The 18670-nt window shown below is 48.4% G+C and carries 18 protein-coding genes; all 18 read left to right on the forward strand.

Annotated features, from left to right (window positions below):
• The first annotated feature begins 33 nt into the window (after window positions 1-33).
• Window positions 34-3594 (forward strand): chromosome segregation protein SMC, encoded by a 3561-nt coding sequence (gene smc / locus KI350_RS04655; protein WP_065644116.1) that lies wholly within the window; start codon window positions 34-36, stop codon window positions 3592-3594.
• Between the two features lie 16 nt (window positions 3595-3610).
• Window positions 3611-4597, forward strand: a complete 987-nt coding sequence (gene ftsY / locus KI350_RS04660) for a signal recognition particle-docking protein FtsY (protein ID WP_065644117.1) — start codon at window positions 3611-3613, stop codon at window positions 4595-4597.
• A gap of 133 nt (window positions 4598-4730) precedes the next feature.
• Entirely contained in the window at window positions 4731-5054 is a 324-nt protein-coding gene (locus KI350_RS04665) for a putative DNA-binding protein (RefSeq protein WP_065644118.1), read from the forward strand.
• 15 nt (window positions 5055-5069) lie between these two features.
• Window positions 5070-6410, forward strand: coding sequence for a signal recognition particle protein (gene ffh, locus KI350_RS04670; protein ID WP_020451368.1), 1341 nt, complete (start codon window positions 5070-5072; stop codon window positions 6408-6410).
• Window positions 6411-6517: 107 nt separating this feature from the next.
• Window positions 6518-6790, forward strand: coding sequence for a 30S ribosomal protein S16 (gene rpsP / locus KI350_RS04675; protein WP_006638197.1), 273 nt, complete (start codon window positions 6518-6520; stop codon window positions 6788-6790).
• The gene (locus tag KI350_RS04680; protein WP_023857213.1) at window positions 6790-7035 is read left to right on the forward strand and encodes a KH domain-containing protein; all 246 of its coding nucleotides are present in this window, start codon (window positions 6790-6792) and stop codon (window positions 7033-7035) included. The genes rpsP and KI350_RS04680 overlap by 1 nt, the downstream gene beginning before the upstream one ends.
• A gap of 137 nt (window positions 7036-7172) precedes the next feature.
• Window positions 7173-7559, forward strand: a complete 387-nt coding sequence (locus tag KI350_RS04685; protein WP_020451370.1) for a YlqD family protein — start codon at window positions 7173-7175, stop codon at window positions 7557-7559.
• 4 nt (window positions 7560-7563) lie between these two features.
• Window positions 7564-8088 carry a ribosome maturation factor RimM gene (gene rimM, locus KI350_RS04690; RefSeq protein WP_065644119.1) on the forward strand — a complete coding sequence of 175 codons (525 nt, stop codon included), beginning with the start codon at window positions 7564-7566 and terminating at the stop codon, window positions 8086-8088.
• Entirely contained in the window at window positions 8085-8816 is a 732-nt protein-coding gene (gene trmD, locus KI350_RS04695; RefSeq protein WP_065644120.1) for a tRNA (guanosine(37)-N1)-methyltransferase TrmD, read from the forward strand. Before rimM ends, trmD begins: the two co-directional genes overlap by 4 nt.
• 138 nt (window positions 8817-8954) lie before the next feature.
• A complete protein-coding gene (gene rplS / locus KI350_RS04700; protein ID WP_003181728.1) occupies window positions 8955-9302 on the forward strand; it encodes a 50S ribosomal protein L19 in 348 nt (115 codons plus the stop codon).
• Between the two features lie 114 nt (window positions 9303-9416).
• Window positions 9417-10268 carry a ribosome biogenesis GTPase YlqF gene (gene ylqF, locus KI350_RS04705; protein WP_065644121.1) on the forward strand — a complete coding sequence of 284 codons (852 nt, stop codon included), beginning with the start codon at window positions 9417-9419 and terminating at the stop codon, window positions 10266-10268.
• Window positions 10269-10345: 77 nt separating this feature from the next.
• Complete coding sequence (locus tag KI350_RS04710) at window positions 10346-11113, forward strand: ribonuclease HII (protein WP_065644122.1); 768 nt, start codon at window positions 10346-10348, stop codon at window positions 11111-11113.
• Between the two features lie 24 nt (window positions 11114-11137).
• Window positions 11138-12835: a hypothetical protein gene (locus tag KI350_RS04715; RefSeq protein ID WP_065644123.1), complete on the forward strand. Its 1698-nt coding sequence runs from the start codon at window positions 11138-11140 to the stop codon at window positions 12833-12835.
• Window positions 12832-13116, forward strand: coding sequence for a FlhB-like flagellar biosynthesis protein (locus KI350_RS04720; RefSeq protein ID WP_025811381.1), 285 nt, complete (start codon window positions 12832-12834; stop codon window positions 13114-13116). The genes KI350_RS04715 and KI350_RS04720 overlap by 4 nt, the downstream gene beginning before the upstream one ends.
• Window positions 13117-13291: 175 nt before the next feature.
• Window positions 13292-14452 (forward strand): ADP-forming succinate--CoA ligase subunit beta, encoded by a 1161-nt coding sequence (sucC, locus tag KI350_RS04725; protein WP_020451378.1) that lies wholly within the window; start codon window positions 13292-13294, stop codon window positions 14450-14452.
• Window positions 14453-14470: 18 nt separating this feature from the next.
• A complete protein-coding gene (sucD, locus tag KI350_RS04730) occupies window positions 14471-15373 on the forward strand; it encodes a succinate--CoA ligase subunit alpha (RefSeq protein ID WP_020451379.1) in 903 nt (300 codons plus the stop codon).
• A gap of 112 nt (window positions 15374-15485) precedes the next feature.
• Entirely contained in the window at window positions 15486-16388 is a 903-nt protein-coding gene (gene dprA, locus KI350_RS04735) for a DNA-processing protein DprA (protein WP_065644124.1), read from the forward strand.
• A gap of 202 nt (window positions 16389-16590) precedes the next feature.
• Window positions 16591-18666, forward strand: a complete 2076-nt coding sequence (topA, locus tag KI350_RS04740) for a type I DNA topoisomerase (protein ID WP_065644125.1) — start codon at window positions 16591-16593, stop codon at window positions 18664-18666.
• Window positions 18667-18670 lie beyond the last annotated feature (4 nt).

Below are 18670 nucleotides of genomic sequence, written 5' to 3' on the forward strand. Positions count from 1 at the left end.
ATTGTAATACTTTAATACATAAGGAGGATCACCATGTTCCTCAAACGTTTAGACGTGATAGGATTTAAATCGTTTGCAGAACGAATTTCTGTAGATTTTGTAAAAGGCGTGACAGCTGTCGTCGGTCCGAACGGCAGCGGAAAAAGCAACATTACCGACGCGATCCGCTGGGTGCTCGGTGAACAGTCCGCCAAATCGCTCAGAGGCGGTAAAATGGAAGACATCATTTTTGCAGGCAGCGATTCGCGGAAAAAGCTGAATCTTGCCGAAGTGACGCTGACGCTTGACAATGACGACCGCTTTTTGCCGATCGATTTTCACGAAGTCAGTGTGACGAGAAGAGTCTACAGATCTGGGGAAAGCGAATTTCTCATCAACAACCAGCCGTGCCGTCTGAAAGATATCATTGATCTTTTTATGGATTCGGGGCTTGGAAAAGAAGCGTTCTCCATCATCAGCCAAGGCAAAGTCGAAGAGATTTTAAGCAGCAAGGCTGAAGAGCGGAGAAGCATCTTTGAAGAAGCTGCCGGCGTATTAAAATATAAAACGAGAAAGAAAAAAGCCGAAAACAAGCTGTTTGAGACACAGGACAACTTGAACCGGGTTGAAGACATCCTCCATGAGCTCGAGGGGCAGGTGGAGCCGCTGAAAGTGCAGGCATCGATCGCCAAAGACTACCTTGAAAAAAAGGATGAGCTTGAAAAAATCGAAATCGCGTTAACGGCGTATGATATCGAAGAGCTTCACGGAAAATGGGAAGCCCTTCAGCAAAAAGTCGAAAAGGCGAAAGACGAAGAAATGTCCTCGTCTGCGGCCATCCAGGCAAAGGAAGCCAAAATCGAAGAGGCAAGAGACAAAATTCAAGCGCTCGACGAATCTGTCGATGAGCTTCAGCAAGTGCTGCTTTTGACTAGCGAGGAACTGGAGAAGCTCGAAGGCCGGAAAGAAGTGCTGAAGGAACGCAAAAAAAACGCGACGCAAAACAGAGCTCAGCTTGAAGAAGCGCTCGTCCAGCGCAGTGAAAAAGAGCGCAGCCTGAAAGAGAAAATCGCCGCGCAGAAGCTTGTGTTTGAAAAGCTCGAGGCCGAAGCAAAAGAGCTTGCCCGAAAGGTGAAAGAAAAGAATCAGGCTCTCTCCGGATACAGCGAAAATGTAGAAGAAGAAATCGAACAGCTGAAAAGCGATTATTTCGAGCTCTTGAACGAACAGGCATCCGTCCGGAACGAGCTTCAATTTCTTGAAGACCAAATGTCCCAATCCGCGGCGCAGCAAAAACGGCTCGCGCAAAACAATGAAAAATATTTAAGCGAGCGGAAGGAAATCGCCGACCGAAAGATGAAAACCGAACACGAATTCAGCCTCGTCGACGAGCGCCTTCACAGCCAGATTCAAGCATTCAGGGACGCGCAAAAAAGCTATGAACAGAAAAAAAGCCAGTACGAGAAAAAGGAATCCGCCCTTTACCAGGCATATCAATACGTTCAGCAGGCGCGCTCCAAAAAGGAAATGCTTGAAGCGATGCAGGAGGACTTCTCAGGGTTTTATCAAGGCGTCAAAGAAGTATTAAAGGCCAAGAGCGAGCTTCCGGGAATTCGCGGCGCGATTGCAGAGCTGTTAAAGACGGACGAGCGGTATGAGACAGCGATCGAAATCGCGCTCGGCGCAACGGCCCAACATGTTGTCACAGACGATGAAGACGCCGCCAGACGGGCGATTCAATATTTGAAAAAGCATTCGTTCGGAAGGGCGACCTTTCTCCCGCTGTCCGTCATCAAAGAGCGCCGCATCCAGTCGCGAGACATCGAAGCGGCGAAAGAAAATCCGTCGTTCATCGGCATCGCCAGCGAGCTTGTTTCGTTTGATCCGGCCTACCGGACCGTCGTGCAAAACCTGCTTGGCACCGTGCTGATCACCGAGCATTTAAAAGGCGCCAACGATCTTGCCAAACGGCTCGGCCACAGATACCGGATCGTCACCCTTGAAGGGGATGTCGTCAATCCGGGCGGTTCAATGACGGGAGGAGCCGTTAAGAAAAAAAGCAGCTCGCTGCTGGGACGCAACAGGGAGCTGGAAGCCCAGACAAAACGTCTCGCCGAGATGGAAGAGAAAACCGAATTACTCGAAAAAGAAGTGAAAGCCCTGAAGCAGACCATGCAAGAGCTTGATGCCAAACTTCAGTCACTCCGCGAGGACGGGGAACGCTTAAGAACCGAGCAGCAGGAAATCAAAGGGCGTCTGTACGAACTCGAAATCGCCGAGAAAAACGTCAACAGCCATCTGGAGCTCTACGACCAGGAAAAATCGGCTCTGCTCGAAGGGGACGAAGACAAGAAACGGCGTAAAAAAGAGCTTGAAGAAAAGCTCACATCGATCGCCGGCGGGCTGAAGCGCCTCGATTCCGAAATCGAAGCCATGACGGAGCGGAAGCAGACGCAGACCTCGACGAAAGAAGCGCTGCAAAGCGAGCTGACCGATTTGAAAGTCGTGCTGGCGAAAACCGAACAGTCGTGTGCGAATGAACGGGAAAAGCTCGCAAGACTTGAAGAAGAGTATGCCGAGAATGCGGAAGCGCTCAAGATTGCCGAAGAGGATCTCTCTTTCTTGACGACAGAAATGTCCTCCAATACTTCCGGCGAGGAAAAACTTGAAGAAGCTGCGAAAAAGAAGCTGAACGACAAAAATAAAACCGCAGAGCTGATCGCATCAAGAAGAGAGCAGCGGATGAAACTGCAAAAAGGCCTTGAAACCGAAGAGCTGGAACTGAAAGAAATGAAGCGCCAGTATAAGCAGATGGCAGGCCTATTAAAAGACGAAGAAGTCAAGCTCGGCCGCATGGAAGTCGAACTCGACAACCTGCTCTCTTTCCTGCGGGAAGAGTATGGACTTTCATTTGAAGGAGCGAGGGAAAAATATCCTTTGGAGCTTTCCCCTGAAGAAGCGAGGAAGCGCGTCAAGCTGATCAAGCTTGCAATCGAAGAGCTGGGCACGGTGAACCTCGGCAGCATTGAGGAATTCGAAAGGGTCAATGAACGCTACCTCTTCCTCTCGGAGCAGAAAGACGACCTGCTCGAAGCGAAAAATACGCTCTTTAAGGTTATCGAGGAAATGGATGAGGAAATGACGAAGCGTTTTGCGGAAACATTTGCACAGATCAGTTCTCATTTCGAAGACGTCTTCCGGGCGCTGTTCGGCGGCGGAAGAGCCGAACTCAAGCTGACAGATCCGAATGACCTGCTCCAATCGGGCGTCGATATTATCGCTCAGCCTCCGGGCAAAAAGCTGCAGAACCTGAGCCTTCTTTCCGGCGGAGAACGGGCCTTGACGGCGATCGCGCTCCTGTTTTCAATCCTCAAAGTCAGACCGGTTCCGTTCTGCGTGCTGGATGAAGTCGAGGCGGCGCTTGACGAAGCGAACGTGTTCCGCTTTGCCCAATACTTGAAAAAATACAGCCATGAAACCCAGTTTATCGTCATCACCCACCGGAAAGGAACGATGGAAGAAGCCGATGTTCTTTACGGCGTGACGATGCAGGAATCAGGCGTGTCCAAGCTGGTCTCAGTCAAGCTTGAAGAAACAAAAGAACTAGTTCAATAAAGCGAGGTTACAGGACATGAGCTTTTTTAAAAAACTGAAAGAAAAAATCACACAGCAGACCGATTCGGTTTCAGGCAAATTTAAAGAAGGCCTGGCGAAAACGAGAAATACGTTTCAGGAGCGGGTCAATGAGCTTGTCTCCCGCTACCGGAAAGTGGACGAGGATTTTTTTGAAGAGCTTGAAGAGGTTCTGATCAGCGCTGATGTCGGCGTTGCAACGGTGATGGAGCTGATTGACGAACTGAAAAGCGAGGTCAAACGAAGAAATATTCAGGACCCGAAAGAGGTTCAGTCCGTCATTTCTGAAAAGCTCGTCGAAATCTATGAAGGCGGGGAGCAGGAAGCAGCAGAGCTCCGCGTCGAAGACGGCCGCTTAAACATCATTTTATTCGTCGGCGTCAACGGCGTCGGCAAAACGACGACGATCGGCAAGCTTGCCCATCAATTCATCAAAGAAGGCAAAAATGTCGTCCTTGCTGCCGGAGATACATTCAGAGCCGGCGCGATCGACCAGCTTGAAGTGTGGGGAGAGCGCGTCGGCGCGCATGTCGTTAAACAGGCGGAAGGCTCGGATCCTGCGGCCGTTATCTATGACGCCGTTCAAGCCGCGAAAGCGCGCGGCGCCGATGTCCTGCTTTGCGACACGGCAGGCCGTCTCCAAAACAAAGTGAACTTAATGAAAGAACTCGAAAAGGTAAAGCGCGTGATTCAGCGCGAAGTGCCTGATGCACCTCATGAAGTGCTGCTCGTACTCGATGCGACGACAGGACAGAACGCGATGACTCAGGCGCGCGAGTTTTCCAAAGCGACTGATGTCTCCGGCATCGTGCTGACGAAGCTCGACGGAACGGCAAAAGGCGGCATCGTCCTCGCCATCCGCCACGAGCTCCAGATTCCGGTCAAGTTTGTCGGACTGGGAGAAAAAATGGATGACCTGCAGCCGTTTGAAGCAGAGTCATATGTATACGGCCTGTTTTCCGATCTGATCGAGAAAGAAGAGTAGGCGCGGAAAACCCCTTCGCCGGGGTTTTCTTTTTCGCCGTTATGTATGACAAGATAAAAACTTGACAGATCAAATATTTCAGCGTAAACTAATGTATCGTAAAGGGATTTGACTTAACAAAGGGGAGAGTCTCATGACGCTTGAAAAAACAACGAGAATGAATTACTTATTCGATTTCTATCAGTCGTTGTTGACATCAAAACAAAAAAGCTACATGTCGCTTTACTACTTAGACGATTTCTCCCTTGGCGAAATAGCTGAAGAATATCATGTCTCAAGGCAGGCGGTCTATGACAATATCAAACGGACCGAAGCCATGCTTGAGCAATATGAAGAAAAGCTACTTTTGTTTAAAAAATTTCAAGAGCGCAAGAAGATTTTTGAAGAGCTGAGAAAGCTGACTGCCGGTCAGCCCGAAGCGGAATCCCTGATCGACGCGCTTGAGAAATTAGATTAGGAGGCGGCACTTAATATGGCATTCGAAGGATTAGCCGACCGACTGCAGCAAACGATCTCAAAAATCCGCGGAAAAGGAAAAGTAACGGAGCAAGACGTCAAAGACATGATGCGCGAAGTCCGTTTAGCGCTCCTTGAAGCGGACGTCAATTTTAAAGTCGTGAAAGATTTTGTGAAAAAGGTAAGCGAACGCGCCGTCGGACAAGACGTCATGAAAAGCCTGACGCCGGGGCAGCAGGTCATTAAAGTCGTCAAAGAAGAGCTGACGGAGCTGATGGGCGGCGAGGAAAGCAAGATTGCCGCGGCCAAACGCCCGCCAACCGTCATCATGATGGTCGGTCTGCAAGGGGCCGGTAAAACGACGTCGACCGGAAAGCTTGCCAACCTGCTTCGCAAAAAACATAACCGCAACCCGCTGCTCGTGGCAGCAGACATCTACCGCCCGGCGGCGATCAAACAGCTGGAAACGCTCGGCAAGCAGCTCGATATGCCGGTATTTTCGCTGGGTGACAAGGTCAGTCCGGTGGAGATTGCCAAGCAGGCGATCGAAAAGGCGAAAGAAGATCATCATGACTACGTTCTCATCGATACGGCGGGGCGTCTTCACATTGATGAAGACCTGATGGATGAGCTTGAGCAGGTAAAAGAAACAGCTCAGCCGGAAGAGATTTTCCTTGTCGTTGATTCCATGACGGGTCAAGATGCGGTCAATGTTGCCAAAAGCTTCAACGAACAGCTCGGTGTGACGGGTGTCATTCTGACGAAGCTTGACGGTGATACAAGAGGCGGGGCGGCCTTGTCGATCCGCGCCGTGACAAACACGCCGATCAAATTTGCCGGGATGGGCGAAAAGCTTGATGCGCTGGAGCCGTTTCATCCCGAACGGATGGCTTCGCGGATTCTCGGAATGGGCGATGTGCTCACCCTTATCGAGAAAGCCCAGGCCAACGTAGACGAAGAAAAGGCGAAAGAACTCGAGCAAAAAATGAAAAATATGAGCTTTACGCTCGACGACTTTTTGGAACAGCTCGGACAGGTCCGCAATATGGGGCCGCTTGAAGATCTGATTCAAATGATGCCCGGCGCAGGCAAAATGAAAGGCTTAAAAAACGTTAAGGTTGATGAAAAACAGCTCAGCCATATCGAAGCCATCATCAAATCGATGACCGGGAAGGAAAAAGAGCAGCCTGAGATCATCAATGCAAGCAGGCGCAAACGGATTGCGAAAGGAAGCGGGACATCCGTACAGGAAGTCAACCGTCTTTTAAAGCAATTTGAAGAAATGAAAAAAATGATGAAACAGATGACAAACATGACAAAAGGCAAGAAAAAAGGGTTTAAACTGCCCTTCATGTAAACCTGTTTTCAGATGATAAAAACGTTGTTAAGAAAAAACACTTTACAAACACTTTTATCATTGTTAATATACTATCTTGTTGAAATATTTTCGGAGGTGCTAGTAAAATGGCAGTAAAAATTCGTTTAAAACGTATGGGAGCAAAAAAATCTCCTTTCTATCGTATTGTTGTAGCAGATTCTCGTTCACCGCGTGACGGCCGTTTCATCGAAACAGTCGGAACTTACAACCCGGTTGCAAAACCAGCGGAAGTCAAAATCGACGAAGAGCTTGCGCTTAAATGGCTTCAAACAGGAGCTAAACCGTCTGACACGGTTCGCAATTTGTTCTCTAAAGAAGGCATTATGGAAAAATTCCACAACGCTAAACAAAGCAAATAATGAGTGATCTGCACTTGGAAGAGCTGATTGTATCACTGGTCAAACCGCTTGTGGATCATCCGGATGACGTTCAGGTTTTCAGAGAGGAAAATCCAGAGCGGACGATGTTCCGCTTGTCTGTCAACAGAGAGGATACCGGCAAGATCATCGGCAAAAAAGGGCGCACTGCAAGGGCGATACGCTCTGTCGTATTTGCGGCAGGCGCACAGTCTTCTAAGAAAGTTCAACTTGAGATCGCAGACTAAGGGGAGAGGGTGAAAACCTCCCCCTTTTTTAACATGTAAGAAAAATAGAAACAGATGAACGATTCCGATTGTCAGCTTATGCCAGGCTGCCGGATTTCAGGGAAAGGAAAAATCACGGGACAGTAGGTGATGATGCCATGCAAATTATCCAACGTGTTACCGTTATGCAGGTTTTGACTGAAAACAGCAAAAAAAAGCTGCTGGCTTCTTTTGAAGAACGAAAGGAAATCCTTGAGCGCGAATGCAACCAGCTCTATTTTCAGCTCAGGAAACACGAAAAGGAACACCACAATCCGGCAGCGACTGAATCATTTAAAAAAGAAATTGAAAAACGCCAGGACAAGATTAAAATGATCGTTTTTCAAATCAATCAAATCCACACACTGCCGCTTGGCAGCGAAGTAAAGGAAAAAGAAATCGACGCTTTAATGGACATTGAAGTCGGGGATAATTGGCATGATATGACGACGGGAAAAACAATCGTGATTAAAGACGGGATCGTCATTGAAATTCGTCCGAGGTGAAGAAATGCTGAAACAATGGTTTAATGTAGGGAAAATTGTTAATACTCATGGGGTAAAAGGCGAAGTCCGCGTCATTTCAAGAACCGATTTTCCTGAGGAACGGTACAAGCCCGGAAACGCGCTCTACTTGTTCCGTGAAGGAACAGACGAGCCTGTCCAGGTGACCGTCAGCGCCCACAGGCTTCATAAACAGTTCCACCTTTTGCAGTTTAAAGAGGTTGAAACGCTCACCGAAGCCGAAAAATTAAAGAATGCCTTGATTAAAGTTCCCGAAGACCAATTAAGCCAGTTGGCGGAAGACGAGTACTACTTTCACGAAATCATCGGCTGCGATGTTTTCTCGGAAGACGGGGATTTAATCGGCAAGGTCAAAGAAATTTTAACGCCGGGCGCCAACGATGTCTGGGTCGTGGCCAGACCGGGAAAGAAAGACGCGCTCATCCCTTATATCGACGCCGTTGTCAAAGAGATTAATGTGGCGGATCAAACGATCAAGATTCATATCATGGAAGGGTTACTTGACGAATGAAAATCGATTTTTTAACGCTTTTTCCGGAAATGTTTGAAGGCGTGCTCGGCTCGTCGATCCTGCAAAAAGCCCAGGATAAGGACGCTGTCCGCTTTCGCGTGGTGAACTTTCGGGCCTTTTCCGACAACAAGCATCAAACCGTTGACGATTATCCATACGGCGGGGGATCAGGAATGGTGCTGAAACCGCAGCCTGTCTTTGATGCGGTCGAAAAGCTGACGGCTGAAGCCGAAGGGTCTCCGCGAATCATCCTCGTCTGCCCCCAAGGGGAACGCTATACCCAACAGAAGGCGGAAGAACTGGCGCAGGAAGAGCATTTAATGTTCATTTGCGGGCATTATGAAGGGTATGATGAGCGGATCAGAGAGCACCTGTCTACAGACGAAATTTCGATCGGAGATTTCGTTTTAACAGGGGGAGAGCTGCCGGCAATGATGATCGCAGACAGTGTTGTGCGGCTTTTGCCGGGCGTGCTCGGCAAGGAAGAATCGCATCTTGAAGATTCTTTCAGCACGGGGCTTCTTGAACACCCCCATTACACGAGGCCGGCAGATTATAAAGGCCTGAAGGTGCCGGACGTTCTGACAAGCGGGAACCATGCGAAAATCAAAGAATGGCGGCGGAAGGAGTCTCTCAGGCGTACTTTTTTAAGGCGGCCCGACCTTCTGGAAAACTATCCTTTATCTGAAGAAGAGCGAAAATGGATTTCTGAATGGAAAAACCGGTAGATTCTATTGCACCCGGGAAAAAGGTGTGGTATGATACTACTTGTGACTTGAACGGGAACGCTCGTTTAAGTTTGAAAACGATGTTCCGCTGTGTCGGTTAACTCGCGCAAGAGCATCTGTTGGAAGGAGTTGAAGACGATGCAAAAATTGATTGAAGAAATCACAAAAGAACAATTGCGCACTGATTTGCCTGCGTTCCGTCCTGGTGATACTTTACGTGTACACGTTAAAGTTGTCGAGGGTAACCGTGAGCGTATCCAGGTTTTTGAAGGTGTCGTGATTAAGCGTCGTGGTGGCGGAATCAGCGAAACTTTCACAGTTCGTAAGATTTCTTACGGTGTCGGAGTTGAGCGTACATTCCCATTGCACACACCGAAAATCGCGAAAATCGAAGTTGTCCGTCATGGTAAAGTACGCCGTGCGAAACTTTATTACCTGCGCGAACTTCGTGGAAAAGCGGCTCGTATTAAAGAAATCAGACGATAAAGATAACGAACGAAAAGAGCTTGTTAACCATAACAAGCTCTTTTTTTGTCAAACAAGTATAAATGCACCGCACCATTAAAAGAATAGCAATAACAGAAAGTAGGTGTCAGACAAATGGTGATCCAATGGTTCCCAGGGCATATGGCCAAAGCGAGGCGGGAAGTAACGGAGAAACTCAAGCTGATCGACATTGTATACGAACTGGTCGACGCCAGAATTCCAATGTCTTCAAGAAACCCGATGATTGAAGAGATTTTAAAAAACAAACCGAGAATCATGCTGCTCAACAAAGCGGATAAAGCGGACGCCTCCGTGACAAAGGCTTGGAAACAGCACTTTGAAAAAGACGGAATTCCTTCCCTCGCCATCAACTCGGTCAACGGACAGGGGCTCAATCACATTCTTCCCGCTTCAAAAGAGCTGCTGAAAGAAAAGTTTGATAAAATGAAAGCAAAAGGTGTAAAGCCGCGCGCGATCAGAGCGTTGATCGTCGGCATTCCGAACGTCGGCAAATCGACTTTAATCAACCGGCTGGCGAAAAAAAACATCGCCAAAACGGGCGACAGACCCGGGATCACAACGGCGCAGCAGTGGGTGAAGGTCGGAAAAGAGCTCGAGCTTCTCGATACCCCGGGGATTTTATGGCCGAAGTTTGAGGACGAGCTTGTCGGGCTGAGACTTGCGGCAACGGGCGCAATTAAAGATTCGATTATCAACCTGCAGGATGTCGCCATCTACGGTTTGCGCTTTTTGGAAGAGAATTACCCTGAGCGCTTAAAAAAGCGCTATGACCTGGAGGAGATTCCAGAAGAGATTGCAGCGCTGTTTGATGAGATCGGAAAAAAACGCGGCTGTCTCATGGCCGGAGGCGAGATCGATTACGACAAGACGACAGAAGTCATCATCCGCGATATCCGCACCGAAAAGTTCGGTCCGCTTTCTTTTGAAAAGCCGGAGGATATGTAAAAAGGCGCGCTTTTAAAAGAGCGGGCCTTTATTTTTGCAGGAGATGCGCCGATAAGAACATTAGGGGAGAAGAGAAAGTGAAAACATTAACCGTCAAAGAAATTAAAGAACATCTTCAATCGGTGAGTGATGAAAAAGACCCTTTTATAGAGCAGTGTAAAAATGATGGGCGGAAAAGTGTCCAAGCGCTTGTCGACGCCTGGCTGAAGAAAAATGAAAGGCTTTCGGCCATGCGGGAAGAGTGGCAGGTGATGACGTCTTTCGAACGGTCGTTGAGAGCGCGGGGCTATCAATATATCGCCGGAATCGACGAGGCGGGCAGAGGGCCTCTCGCAGGGCCGGTTGTTGCCGCCGCTGTCATCCTCAAAGAAGACTGTGAAATATTAGGGCTGACAGATTCGAAAAAACTGTCAAAGCAAAAAAGAGAAGACTATTATTCATACATTATGGAAGAAGCCGCAGCAGTCGGCGTCGGGATCGCTGACGCTGATGAGATCGATGAGCTGAATATTTATGAAGCCTCGAAAGCGGCGATGCTGAAAGCGGTCCAAGCGCTGGACGTCGCTCCGGATTATCTTTTGATCGACGCCATGTCGCTTGCAGTCGATACAGAGCAGTCATCGATCATTAAAGGGGATGCCAAAAGCGCATCGATAGCGGCAGGCGCATGCATTGCAAAAGTGACGAGGGACAGGCTGATGGATGAATACGCCGAAAAGTATCCTCTCTACGGGTTTGAAAAGCATAAAGGCTACGGAACAAAGGAGCATCTGCATGCCCTTGCCAAATACGGCCCGTCGCCGATACACCGAAGATCGTTCGCCCCTGTTAAAGCACATGAATAACGTTCCGGAGGAAGAATGACTTTGATGATGCTGAACGATGTACATAACAGCTTAAGAAAACAATTTGAACAAGCGGATTCTCTCCAGCGGATCAGCGGAACGGAGACGGATCAGAAAAGGCTGATGCTCGGCAAAGTGCTCCGCTTTATCAGCGAGCAGTTCGCTGAAATACAAATCGGCAATACGAAATGGCAGGGGAAGCTCGAGGCACCCCTGAAAGCGGGCGCTCATTACTGGTTTTCGTATGAAAAGAAGCCTGATGAAGCGACAGGCCGCCTTCAGGTCGTTGAAGCGTTTGACAAAAACCCGAAGACAGTGCAGGATGCCGCTTTTAAGCTGTTGAACGGGCTTTCTCTGAAGCGGACGAAGGAAGCTGTCTTTCTGGTCGGAGCGTTGCTGAAGGAGCAGCAGCCGATCAGGGAAAACGATTTAAGAGCCGCCATCAAGTGGCTTGAAAATCTGCCGAAATCTGATGCCCAAAAAGGCGCCGACGCCGTCATGTTCGCTCTTAAACGCGAACTTCCCGTCCATCCCGGCGTGCTCGATTCGATTTTGGCCGTCAAAAACCCCGTACCGCTGAACGAGCAGATTGCCAAAACATTTGAGATGATCACGAACGCCGCTCAGCCATCCGCAGGCATGGAAAAGCTGAAGCAGGCGCTTTTGCCTGTTTTACAAGCGGAGACCGAGGTGCATGCCGAAAGGCTGATTCAAAAGCTTGCAGAACACGTCAGGTCGCTCGAAAAAGGAGAACTGCAGGGCGTTCAGCCATTAAAGCCACAGGCTCAGTCAGAAGTCGGAAATCCTTTGCAAAAAGCTGACGCCGGCGGCACCCAAGGACAAGAAGCAAAAGCTGTTCAGCAGAAGCCGCAAATCGCCGAAATCGCGGCAGCTAAAGACCTGCTCGCTAAATTGGCGGCACAAGCCGAAACGAACGGGACGCATATTGTAAGAGAAGCGGCAGGCGTCATCAGAGCGCTTGAATCGCGCGGATCTCTCGGACAAGCTCCGGCCGTTCCGGGCGGATTCACGGCAAAAGAGACGGAATTATTGCAGCATATCATGAAAGAAACAGCGCCTGCATTAACGAATAAAGCCGATGTATTTTCCGTTCTCCTCAAGATCAAAGACCTGTTAGGCGTCAGAGATGAACTCTCATTGTTGAGAGCGATGGAAAACGGCGCTGTTCTCAAAGAGCAGGGCCTTCAATCTTTAAAGCTTGTGCTGAATGAAATGAGGCATGCTTCAGATCTTCCGGCACCTGTAAAACAAGAAGCGGACCAGATCTTTCACCGTTTAAACGGACAGCTGTTTTTGCAGAATGATCAGCCTGCCCAAAGCCAGCTTTTTCTGTCGTACCCTTTGTTTTCAAAGAACGGCGTCCAGGATTTGACGGTTTTCTTAAAAGGGCAAAAAAAGGACGACGGAAAGATCGACCCTTCCCAGTGCCGCCTCATGTTTTACCTTCAGTTGGAGGCCTTGGAAGAGACGGTGATCGATTGTTTAATCCAGCAAAACGTCATGACGGTTACAATTGAAACAGGGTTCGACTTGGAGCCTTTGCTTGCACCGCTGGTCCCCGCTTTAAAGGAAAACCTGAAAGAACTGGGCTACAGCTTGTCAGGCGTCACAGCAAAAAAACGGGAAAACATGAAGCTTGCTCCTTTTCTGGACGCCCGTTTTGAACAAATTACAGAGAGCGCAGTGGATGTGAAAATATGAAGGAAGAATCTGTTCCATTAAGAAGAGCTGTTGCGCTTCACTACGATGAAATGAAGGATAAGGCGCCGAAGGTGGTTGCCAAAGGATCGGGATACACGGCGGAGAAGATCATTGAAGAGGCGCAGAAAGCCGGTGTACCGATTCAGGAAGATGCGACGCTTGTCGAATTAATGCGCCACTTGGAGCTTGACGATCACATTCCTGAAGCGCTCTACGAAATCGTCGCCGAGATCTTTTCATTCGTCTATACGCTTGATGAAAAAATGAAAAAGAGGGAATGACTTTTGAAAAAAAGCCGTTTCCTCTATTAATTTTATATTTTTAATAAAATAAAAGTGTGAATGTTTAGAAGGATTTTACGATTTCTCATCGAAACCTAGACAATCGATCTATGATTATATAAAATGAAAGCGCAGTCTATTTTTATTTTTGCTACATAAGTTAGGAGGATGGGAAATGAATATCCATGAGTACCAAGGGAAAGAAGTACTCAGACAATACGGAGTGGCTGTTCCGGAAGGTAAAGTGGCATTTACAGCAGATGAAGCGGTCAAAGCAGCGGAAGCGCTGTCCAGCTCGGTTTATGTCGTGAAAGCTCAAATTCACGCCGGCGGACGCGGTAAAGCTGGCGGGGTTAAAATTGCAAAATCAAAAGAAGAAGTCAAAGCCTATGCGGAAGAATTGTTGGGGAAGACGCTTGTCACTCACCAGACGGGTCCCGACGGCCAGCAAATAAAACGCTTACTTATTGAAGAAGGCTGCGATATCAAAAAAGAATACTATGTCGGTCTGGTTCTCGACAGGGCGACTTCACGCATCGTGCTGATGGCTTCCGAAGAAGGCGGCACGGAAATTGAAGAAGTCGCTGAAAAAACGCCGGAAAAAATCGTCAAAGAAGTAATCGATCCGGCTGTCGGACTGCAGGGTTACCAGGCGAGAAAAATCGCCTTCGCCATCAATATCCCGAAAGAGCTTGTCGGCCAGGCCGTTAAGTTTATGATGGGACTGTACAAGGCGTTTACTGAAAAAGACTGTTCCATTGCTGAAATCAATCCGCTCGTCGTCACGGGAGACGGAAAAGTCATGGCCCTTGACGCCAAGCTGAACTTTGACAGCAATGCGCTATACAGACAAAAAGACATCTTGGAGTACAGAGATCTCGATGAAGAAGATCCGAAGGAAATCGAAGCATCCAAGTATGATTTAAGCTATATTTCGCTCGATGGAAACATCGGCTGCATGGTCAACGGAGCGGGGCTTGCGATGTCGACCATGGACATTATCAAGCACTACGGAGGGGAACCGGCCAACTTCCTTGACGTTGGAGGCGGCGCGACAGCTGAAAAGGTAACGGAAGCGTTCAAGATCATTTTGTCTGATCAAAACGTCAAAGGGATCTTTGTCAATATTTTCGGCGGCATCATGAAATGCGACGTCATTGCAGAAGGCGTTGTTGAAGCGACGAAACAAGTCGGTCTGACATTGCCGCTTGTCGTTCGCCTTGAAGGCACCAATGTCGATCTCGGCAAGAAGATCCTTGATGATTCAGGACTCAATATTACGTCTGCGGAATCAATGGCTGACGGCGCGCAGAAAATCGTATCCTTAGTGAAGTAAGAAAGGCAGGGGACCAAAATGAGTGTATTTATTAATAAAGACACAAAAGTCATTGTTCAGGGGATAACGGGTTCAACCGCTTTGTTTCACACAAAGCAGATGCTTGAATACGGAACGAAAATTGTCGGCGGAGTCACACCGGGCAAAGGCGGAACAGAGGTTGAAGGGGTGCCTGTGTTCAACACGGTCGAAGAGGCTGTCAAGCAGACCGGGGCAAATGCGTCTGTCATTTACGTTCCTGCGGCTTTTGCGGCCGATGCGATTATGGAAGCGACAGATGCTGAGCTTGATCTTGTCATCTGTATTACTGAGCACATTCCGGTGCTGGATATGGTAAAAGTGAAAAGGTATATGGAAGACAAGAAAACAAGGCTCATCGGTCCGAACTGTCCGGGAGTCATTACGCCTGAGGAGTGCAAAATCGGGATCATGCCCGGATATATCCATAAAAAAGGCCATGTCGGTGTTGTGTCGCGTTCAGGAACCCTTACATATGAAGCGGTTCATCAGCTTTCAGAAGCAGGAGTCGGCCAGTCGACTGCAGTGGGCATCGGCGGTGACCCTGTCAACGGGACAAACTTCATCGATGTGCTGAAGGCGTTTAATGAAGACCCTGATACACATGCGGTGATCATGATCGGCGAAATTGGCGGAACAGCTGAAGAGGAAGCGGCCGAATGGGTGAAAGCCAACATGACCAAACCTGTCGTCGGTTTCATCGGAGGAAAAACAGCGCCTCCTGGCAAGCGCATGGGGCATGCCGGCGCCATCATTTCCGGAGGAAAAGGCACGGCGGACGAAAAGGTCAAAACGATGAACGCCTGTGGAATCGAAGTGGCTGAAACGCCTTCTGTCATGGGAGAAACATTGATTAAAGTGCTGAAGGAAAAAGGCCTTTACGAAACGTGTAAAACACACTGATCTTAACATGAGCGGGAATAGTCCGATTGGTCTATTCCTGCTTTTTCATAACTGGTTAAATCGTTTAGTACTTTCATATTGTTTTGTTTTAAAAATGTTTGGAGGTTTTTGAATGAACGAAAGCAGCGAGCTTTTGATATTGCTCCGCCTTCGCGGCACACTCTCCCCTTCTCTGCTGACCAAGTGGTGGAAGCAGGATCCTTCCTTGTCTCTTACGGGCGAAAAAAACCATCTTTTAACGAAGCTTTCATTAAAAAGATCAGACTTGTGCTCCATACGAAAACTGGCGGAACAAGAACTGTCTAATGTTAAACAGCTCATCCGTTCTTACGAAGCAGCCGGTGTCCGCATGACCGCCATATGTTCCCCCGATTATCCAGCCAGCCTGAAAACCATTCATGACCCGCCTCCCGTCCTTTTTTTAAAAGGAAACGTTAAACTTCTCCATGAACAAAGACTGATCGGAATCGTCGGAACCCGCAGCCCGTCATTATACGGAAAAAGAGCAGCGGTTCACCTTGTCAGGGAGCTTTGCAAAAAAAGCTGGACGATCGTCAGCGGCCTTGCAAAAGGAATTGACGGTCTTGCCCATCAGGAGAGCATCCGTTCAAAAGGAAGGACAATCGGCGTCATCGCGGGCGGATTCAACAGCATATATCCCCGTGAACACCGCCAGCTTGCCGGTCAAATGGCCGAAAACCACCTGCTGGTATCAGAGCACCCTCCCGACGTTAAACCTCAAAAATGGCACTTTCCGATGCGAAATCGGCTGATCAGCGGATTAACGGAAGGAATCGTTGTCGTCCAGGGAAAGGAAAAGAGCGGGTCGCTCATCACCGCATATCAGGCCCTAGAGCAGGGGCGGGAGGTGTTCGCGGTGCCGGGTCCGATCTTTGACGCCAGCTCGTTCGGTCCTTCAAGGCTGATCCAGGAAGGGGCGAAACTCGTATTGAATATAGAAGATATTTTGAGCGAACTGCCGCCTTCACGCACTCAATATATAGAACCGGTTTAGAATTATCGTTTGACAAACTGTATTGTAATATTTAATAATAGTGAGGATTTCAAGTTTAAACGCTTTAATCGGCGTTCAACATATAAAGGATTAAATCAGACACTTTTCGTAAAAATAATGTTTATATAAACGACGATTATGCTGAATACAATAAAAGGCTAAATTGAAAAGAGAGAGAACACCTCTTGAGGGGGATAATGTTATGTCCGAATACTTAGTCATCGTGGAATCGCCTGCAAAGGCAAAAACGATTGAGCGATACTTAGGAAAAAAATATAAAGTGAAAGCTTCGATGGGACACGTCAGAGACTTGCCGAAAAGCCAGATGGGCGTTGACATCGAGCAGAACTTTGAACCAAAATACATTACGATCCGCGGGAAAGGCCCCGTGTTGAAAGAATTAAAAACGGCCGCCAAAAAGGCAAAAAAAGTCTATCTCGCAGCCGACCCCGACAGGGAAGGGGAAGCGATCGCGTGGCATTTGGCGCACAGCCTTGATTTGGACCTGAATTCCGACTGCCGCGTCGTATTTAATGAAATTACAAAAGATGCGATCAAAGATTCATTTAAGCATCCGCGCATGATCAATATGGATCTTGTCGACGCCCAGCAGGCGAGAAGAATTCTGGACCGCCTTGTCGGGTACAAAATCAGCCCGATTTTATGGAAAAAAGTAAAAAAAGGCTTGAGTGCGGGACGTGTCCAATCTGTTGCGCTCCGCCTTATCATTGACAGGGAAAAAGAAATCAACGATTTTAAACCTGAAGAATATTGGACCATTGAAGGGTCTTTTCTCAAAGGCAAAGAAACGTTTGAAGCGAGCTTCTTCGGAATAAACGGCGAAAAGCACCAGCTGAAAAGCGAAGAAGATGTAAAGCAAATCCTTTCCCAGATCAAAGGGAACAAATTTGAGGTCAAAAAGGTTACGAAAAAAGAACGGAAGCGGAACCCTGCGCTCCCGTTTACGACATCGACGCTTCAGCAGGAAGCGGCGCGTAAATTAAATTTCCGGGCAAAGAAAACGATGATGATCGCCCAGCAGCTTTATGAAGGAATCGATCTCGGCAAAGAAGGAACGGTCGGGTTAATCACCTATATGAGAACGGATTCAACCCGCATCTCGAATACAGCTCAAGAAGAAGCGGCATCATTCATCGGCGAACAGTACGGAAAAGAATTTTTGGGGAGCAAGCGAAAGCCTGCCAAAAAGAATGAAAACGCCCAGGATGCCCACGAAGCGATCAGGCCGACCTCGGTGCTCAGAAAGCCTTCCGATCTGAAGGCGGTATTGGGAAGAGACCAGCTTCGGCTATACAAGCTGATCTGGGAGCGCTTTGTCGCAAGCCAGATGGCACCGGCGACACTCGATACGATGAGCGTCGACCTTGAAAACAACGGGTTGACATTTCGGGCGAACGGCAGTAAAGTCAAGTTTTCAGGTTTCATGAAGGTGTACGTTGAAGGAAAAGACGATCAGATGGAAGAGAAAAATAAGATGCTTCCGGATCTCGCTGAAGGCGACACCGTTCTTTCAAAAGATATCGATCCCGAACAGCACTTCACACAGCCGCCTCCGCGCTATACGGAAGCAAGGCTGGTCAAAACGCTTGAAGAGCTGGGAATCGGTCGGCCGTCCACATACGCGCCGACGCTTGACACAATTCAAAAGCGCGGGTATGTCGCCCTTGATAACAAACGCTTTATCCCGACTGAGCTCGGTCAGATCGTGCTTGACTTGATCATGGAGTTTTTCCCTGAGATCATTAATGTTGAGTTCACCGCCAAAATGGAGAAAGAGCTCGATGGCGTTGAAGACGGAAACATTCAATGGGTGCAGATCATCGATTCCTTTTACAAGGACTTTGAAAAACGCGTTGAAAAGGCGGAAGCCGAGATGCAGGAAGTGGAAATCGAACCGGAGTATGCGGGTGTGGACTGTGAAGAGTGCGGTCATCCGATGGTCTATAAAATGGGCCGCTACGGCAAATTTATGGCCTGCTCCAATTTTCCCGACTGCCGCAACACCAAGCCGATTGTAAAAGAGATCGGCGTCAAATGTCCTTCATGCAAAACCGGCAACATCGTCGAGCGCAAATCGAAAAAACGCCGCATTTTTTACGGCTGTGACCGCTATCCTGAATGTGAATTCGTATCATGGGATAAACCGCTTGAACGGAAATGTCCGAAATGTGAGGACATGCTTGTGGAGAAAAAGCTCAAAAAAGGCGTTCAAGTGCAGTGCGTGAATTGCGATTATAAGGAAGAACAACAAAAGTAGCGGT

Source organism: Bacillus sp. J41TS8 (assembly GCF_018333035.1).
Classification (GTDB): domain Bacteria; phylum Bacillota; class Bacilli; order Bacillales; family Bacillaceae; genus Bacillus; species Bacillus paralicheniformis.

Coding starts and splice junctions, on each gene's coding strand:
- rimM (WP_065644119.1), top strand. CDS start 7,564: ATGCTGAAACAATGGTTTAATGTAGGGAAAATTGTTAATACTCATGGG.
- KI350_RS04665 (WP_065644118.1), top strand. CDS start 4,731: ATGACGCTTGAAAAAACAACGAGAATGAATTACTTATTCGATTTCTAT.
- topA (WP_065644125.1), top strand. CDS start 16,591: ATGTCCGAATACTTAGTCATCGTGGAATCGCCTGCAAAGGCAAAAACG.
- dprA (WP_065644124.1), top strand. CDS start 15,486: ATGAACGAAAGCAGCGAGCTTTTGATATTGCTCCGCCTTCGCGGCACA.
- trmD (WP_065644120.1), top strand. CDS start 8,085: ATGAAAATCGATTTTTTAACGCTTTTTCCGGAAATGTTTGAAGGCGTG.
- sucC (WP_020451378.1), top strand. CDS start 13,292: ATGAATATCCATGAGTACCAAGGGAAAGAAGTACTCAGACAATACGGA.
- rpsP (WP_006638197.1), top strand. CDS start 6,518: ATGGCAGTAAAAATTCGTTTAAAACGTATGGGAGCAAAAAAATCTCCT.
- rplS (WP_003181728.1), top strand. CDS start 8,955: ATGCAAAAATTGATTGAAGAAATCACAAAAGAACAATTGCGCACTGAT.
- smc (WP_065644116.1), top strand. CDS start 34: ATGTTCCTCAAACGTTTAGACGTGATAGGATTTAAATCGTTTGCAGAA.
- ffh (WP_020451368.1), top strand. CDS start 5,070: ATGGCATTCGAAGGATTAGCCGACCGACTGCAGCAAACGATCTCAAAA.
- KI350_RS04685 (WP_020451370.1), top strand. CDS start 7,173: ATGCAAATTATCCAACGTGTTACCGTTATGCAGGTTTTGACTGAAAAC.
- KI350_RS04715 (WP_065644123.1), top strand. CDS start 11,138: ATGATGCTGAACGATGTACATAACAGCTTAAGAAAACAATTTGAACAA.
- ylqF (WP_065644121.1), top strand. CDS start 9,417: ATGGTGATCCAATGGTTCCCAGGGCATATGGCCAAAGCGAGGCGGGAA.
- KI350_RS04680 (WP_023857213.1), top strand. CDS start 6,790: ATGAGTGATCTGCACTTGGAAGAGCTGATTGTATCACTGGTCAAACCG.
- KI350_RS04720 (WP_025811381.1), top strand. CDS start 12,832: ATGAAGGAAGAATCTGTTCCATTAAGAAGAGCTGTTGCGCTTCACTAC.
- ftsY (WP_065644117.1), top strand. CDS start 3,611: ATGAGCTTTTTTAAAAAACTGAAAGAAAAAATCACACAGCAGACCGAT.
- sucD (WP_020451379.1), top strand. CDS start 14,471: ATGAGTGTATTTATTAATAAAGACACAAAAGTCATTGTTCAGGGGATA.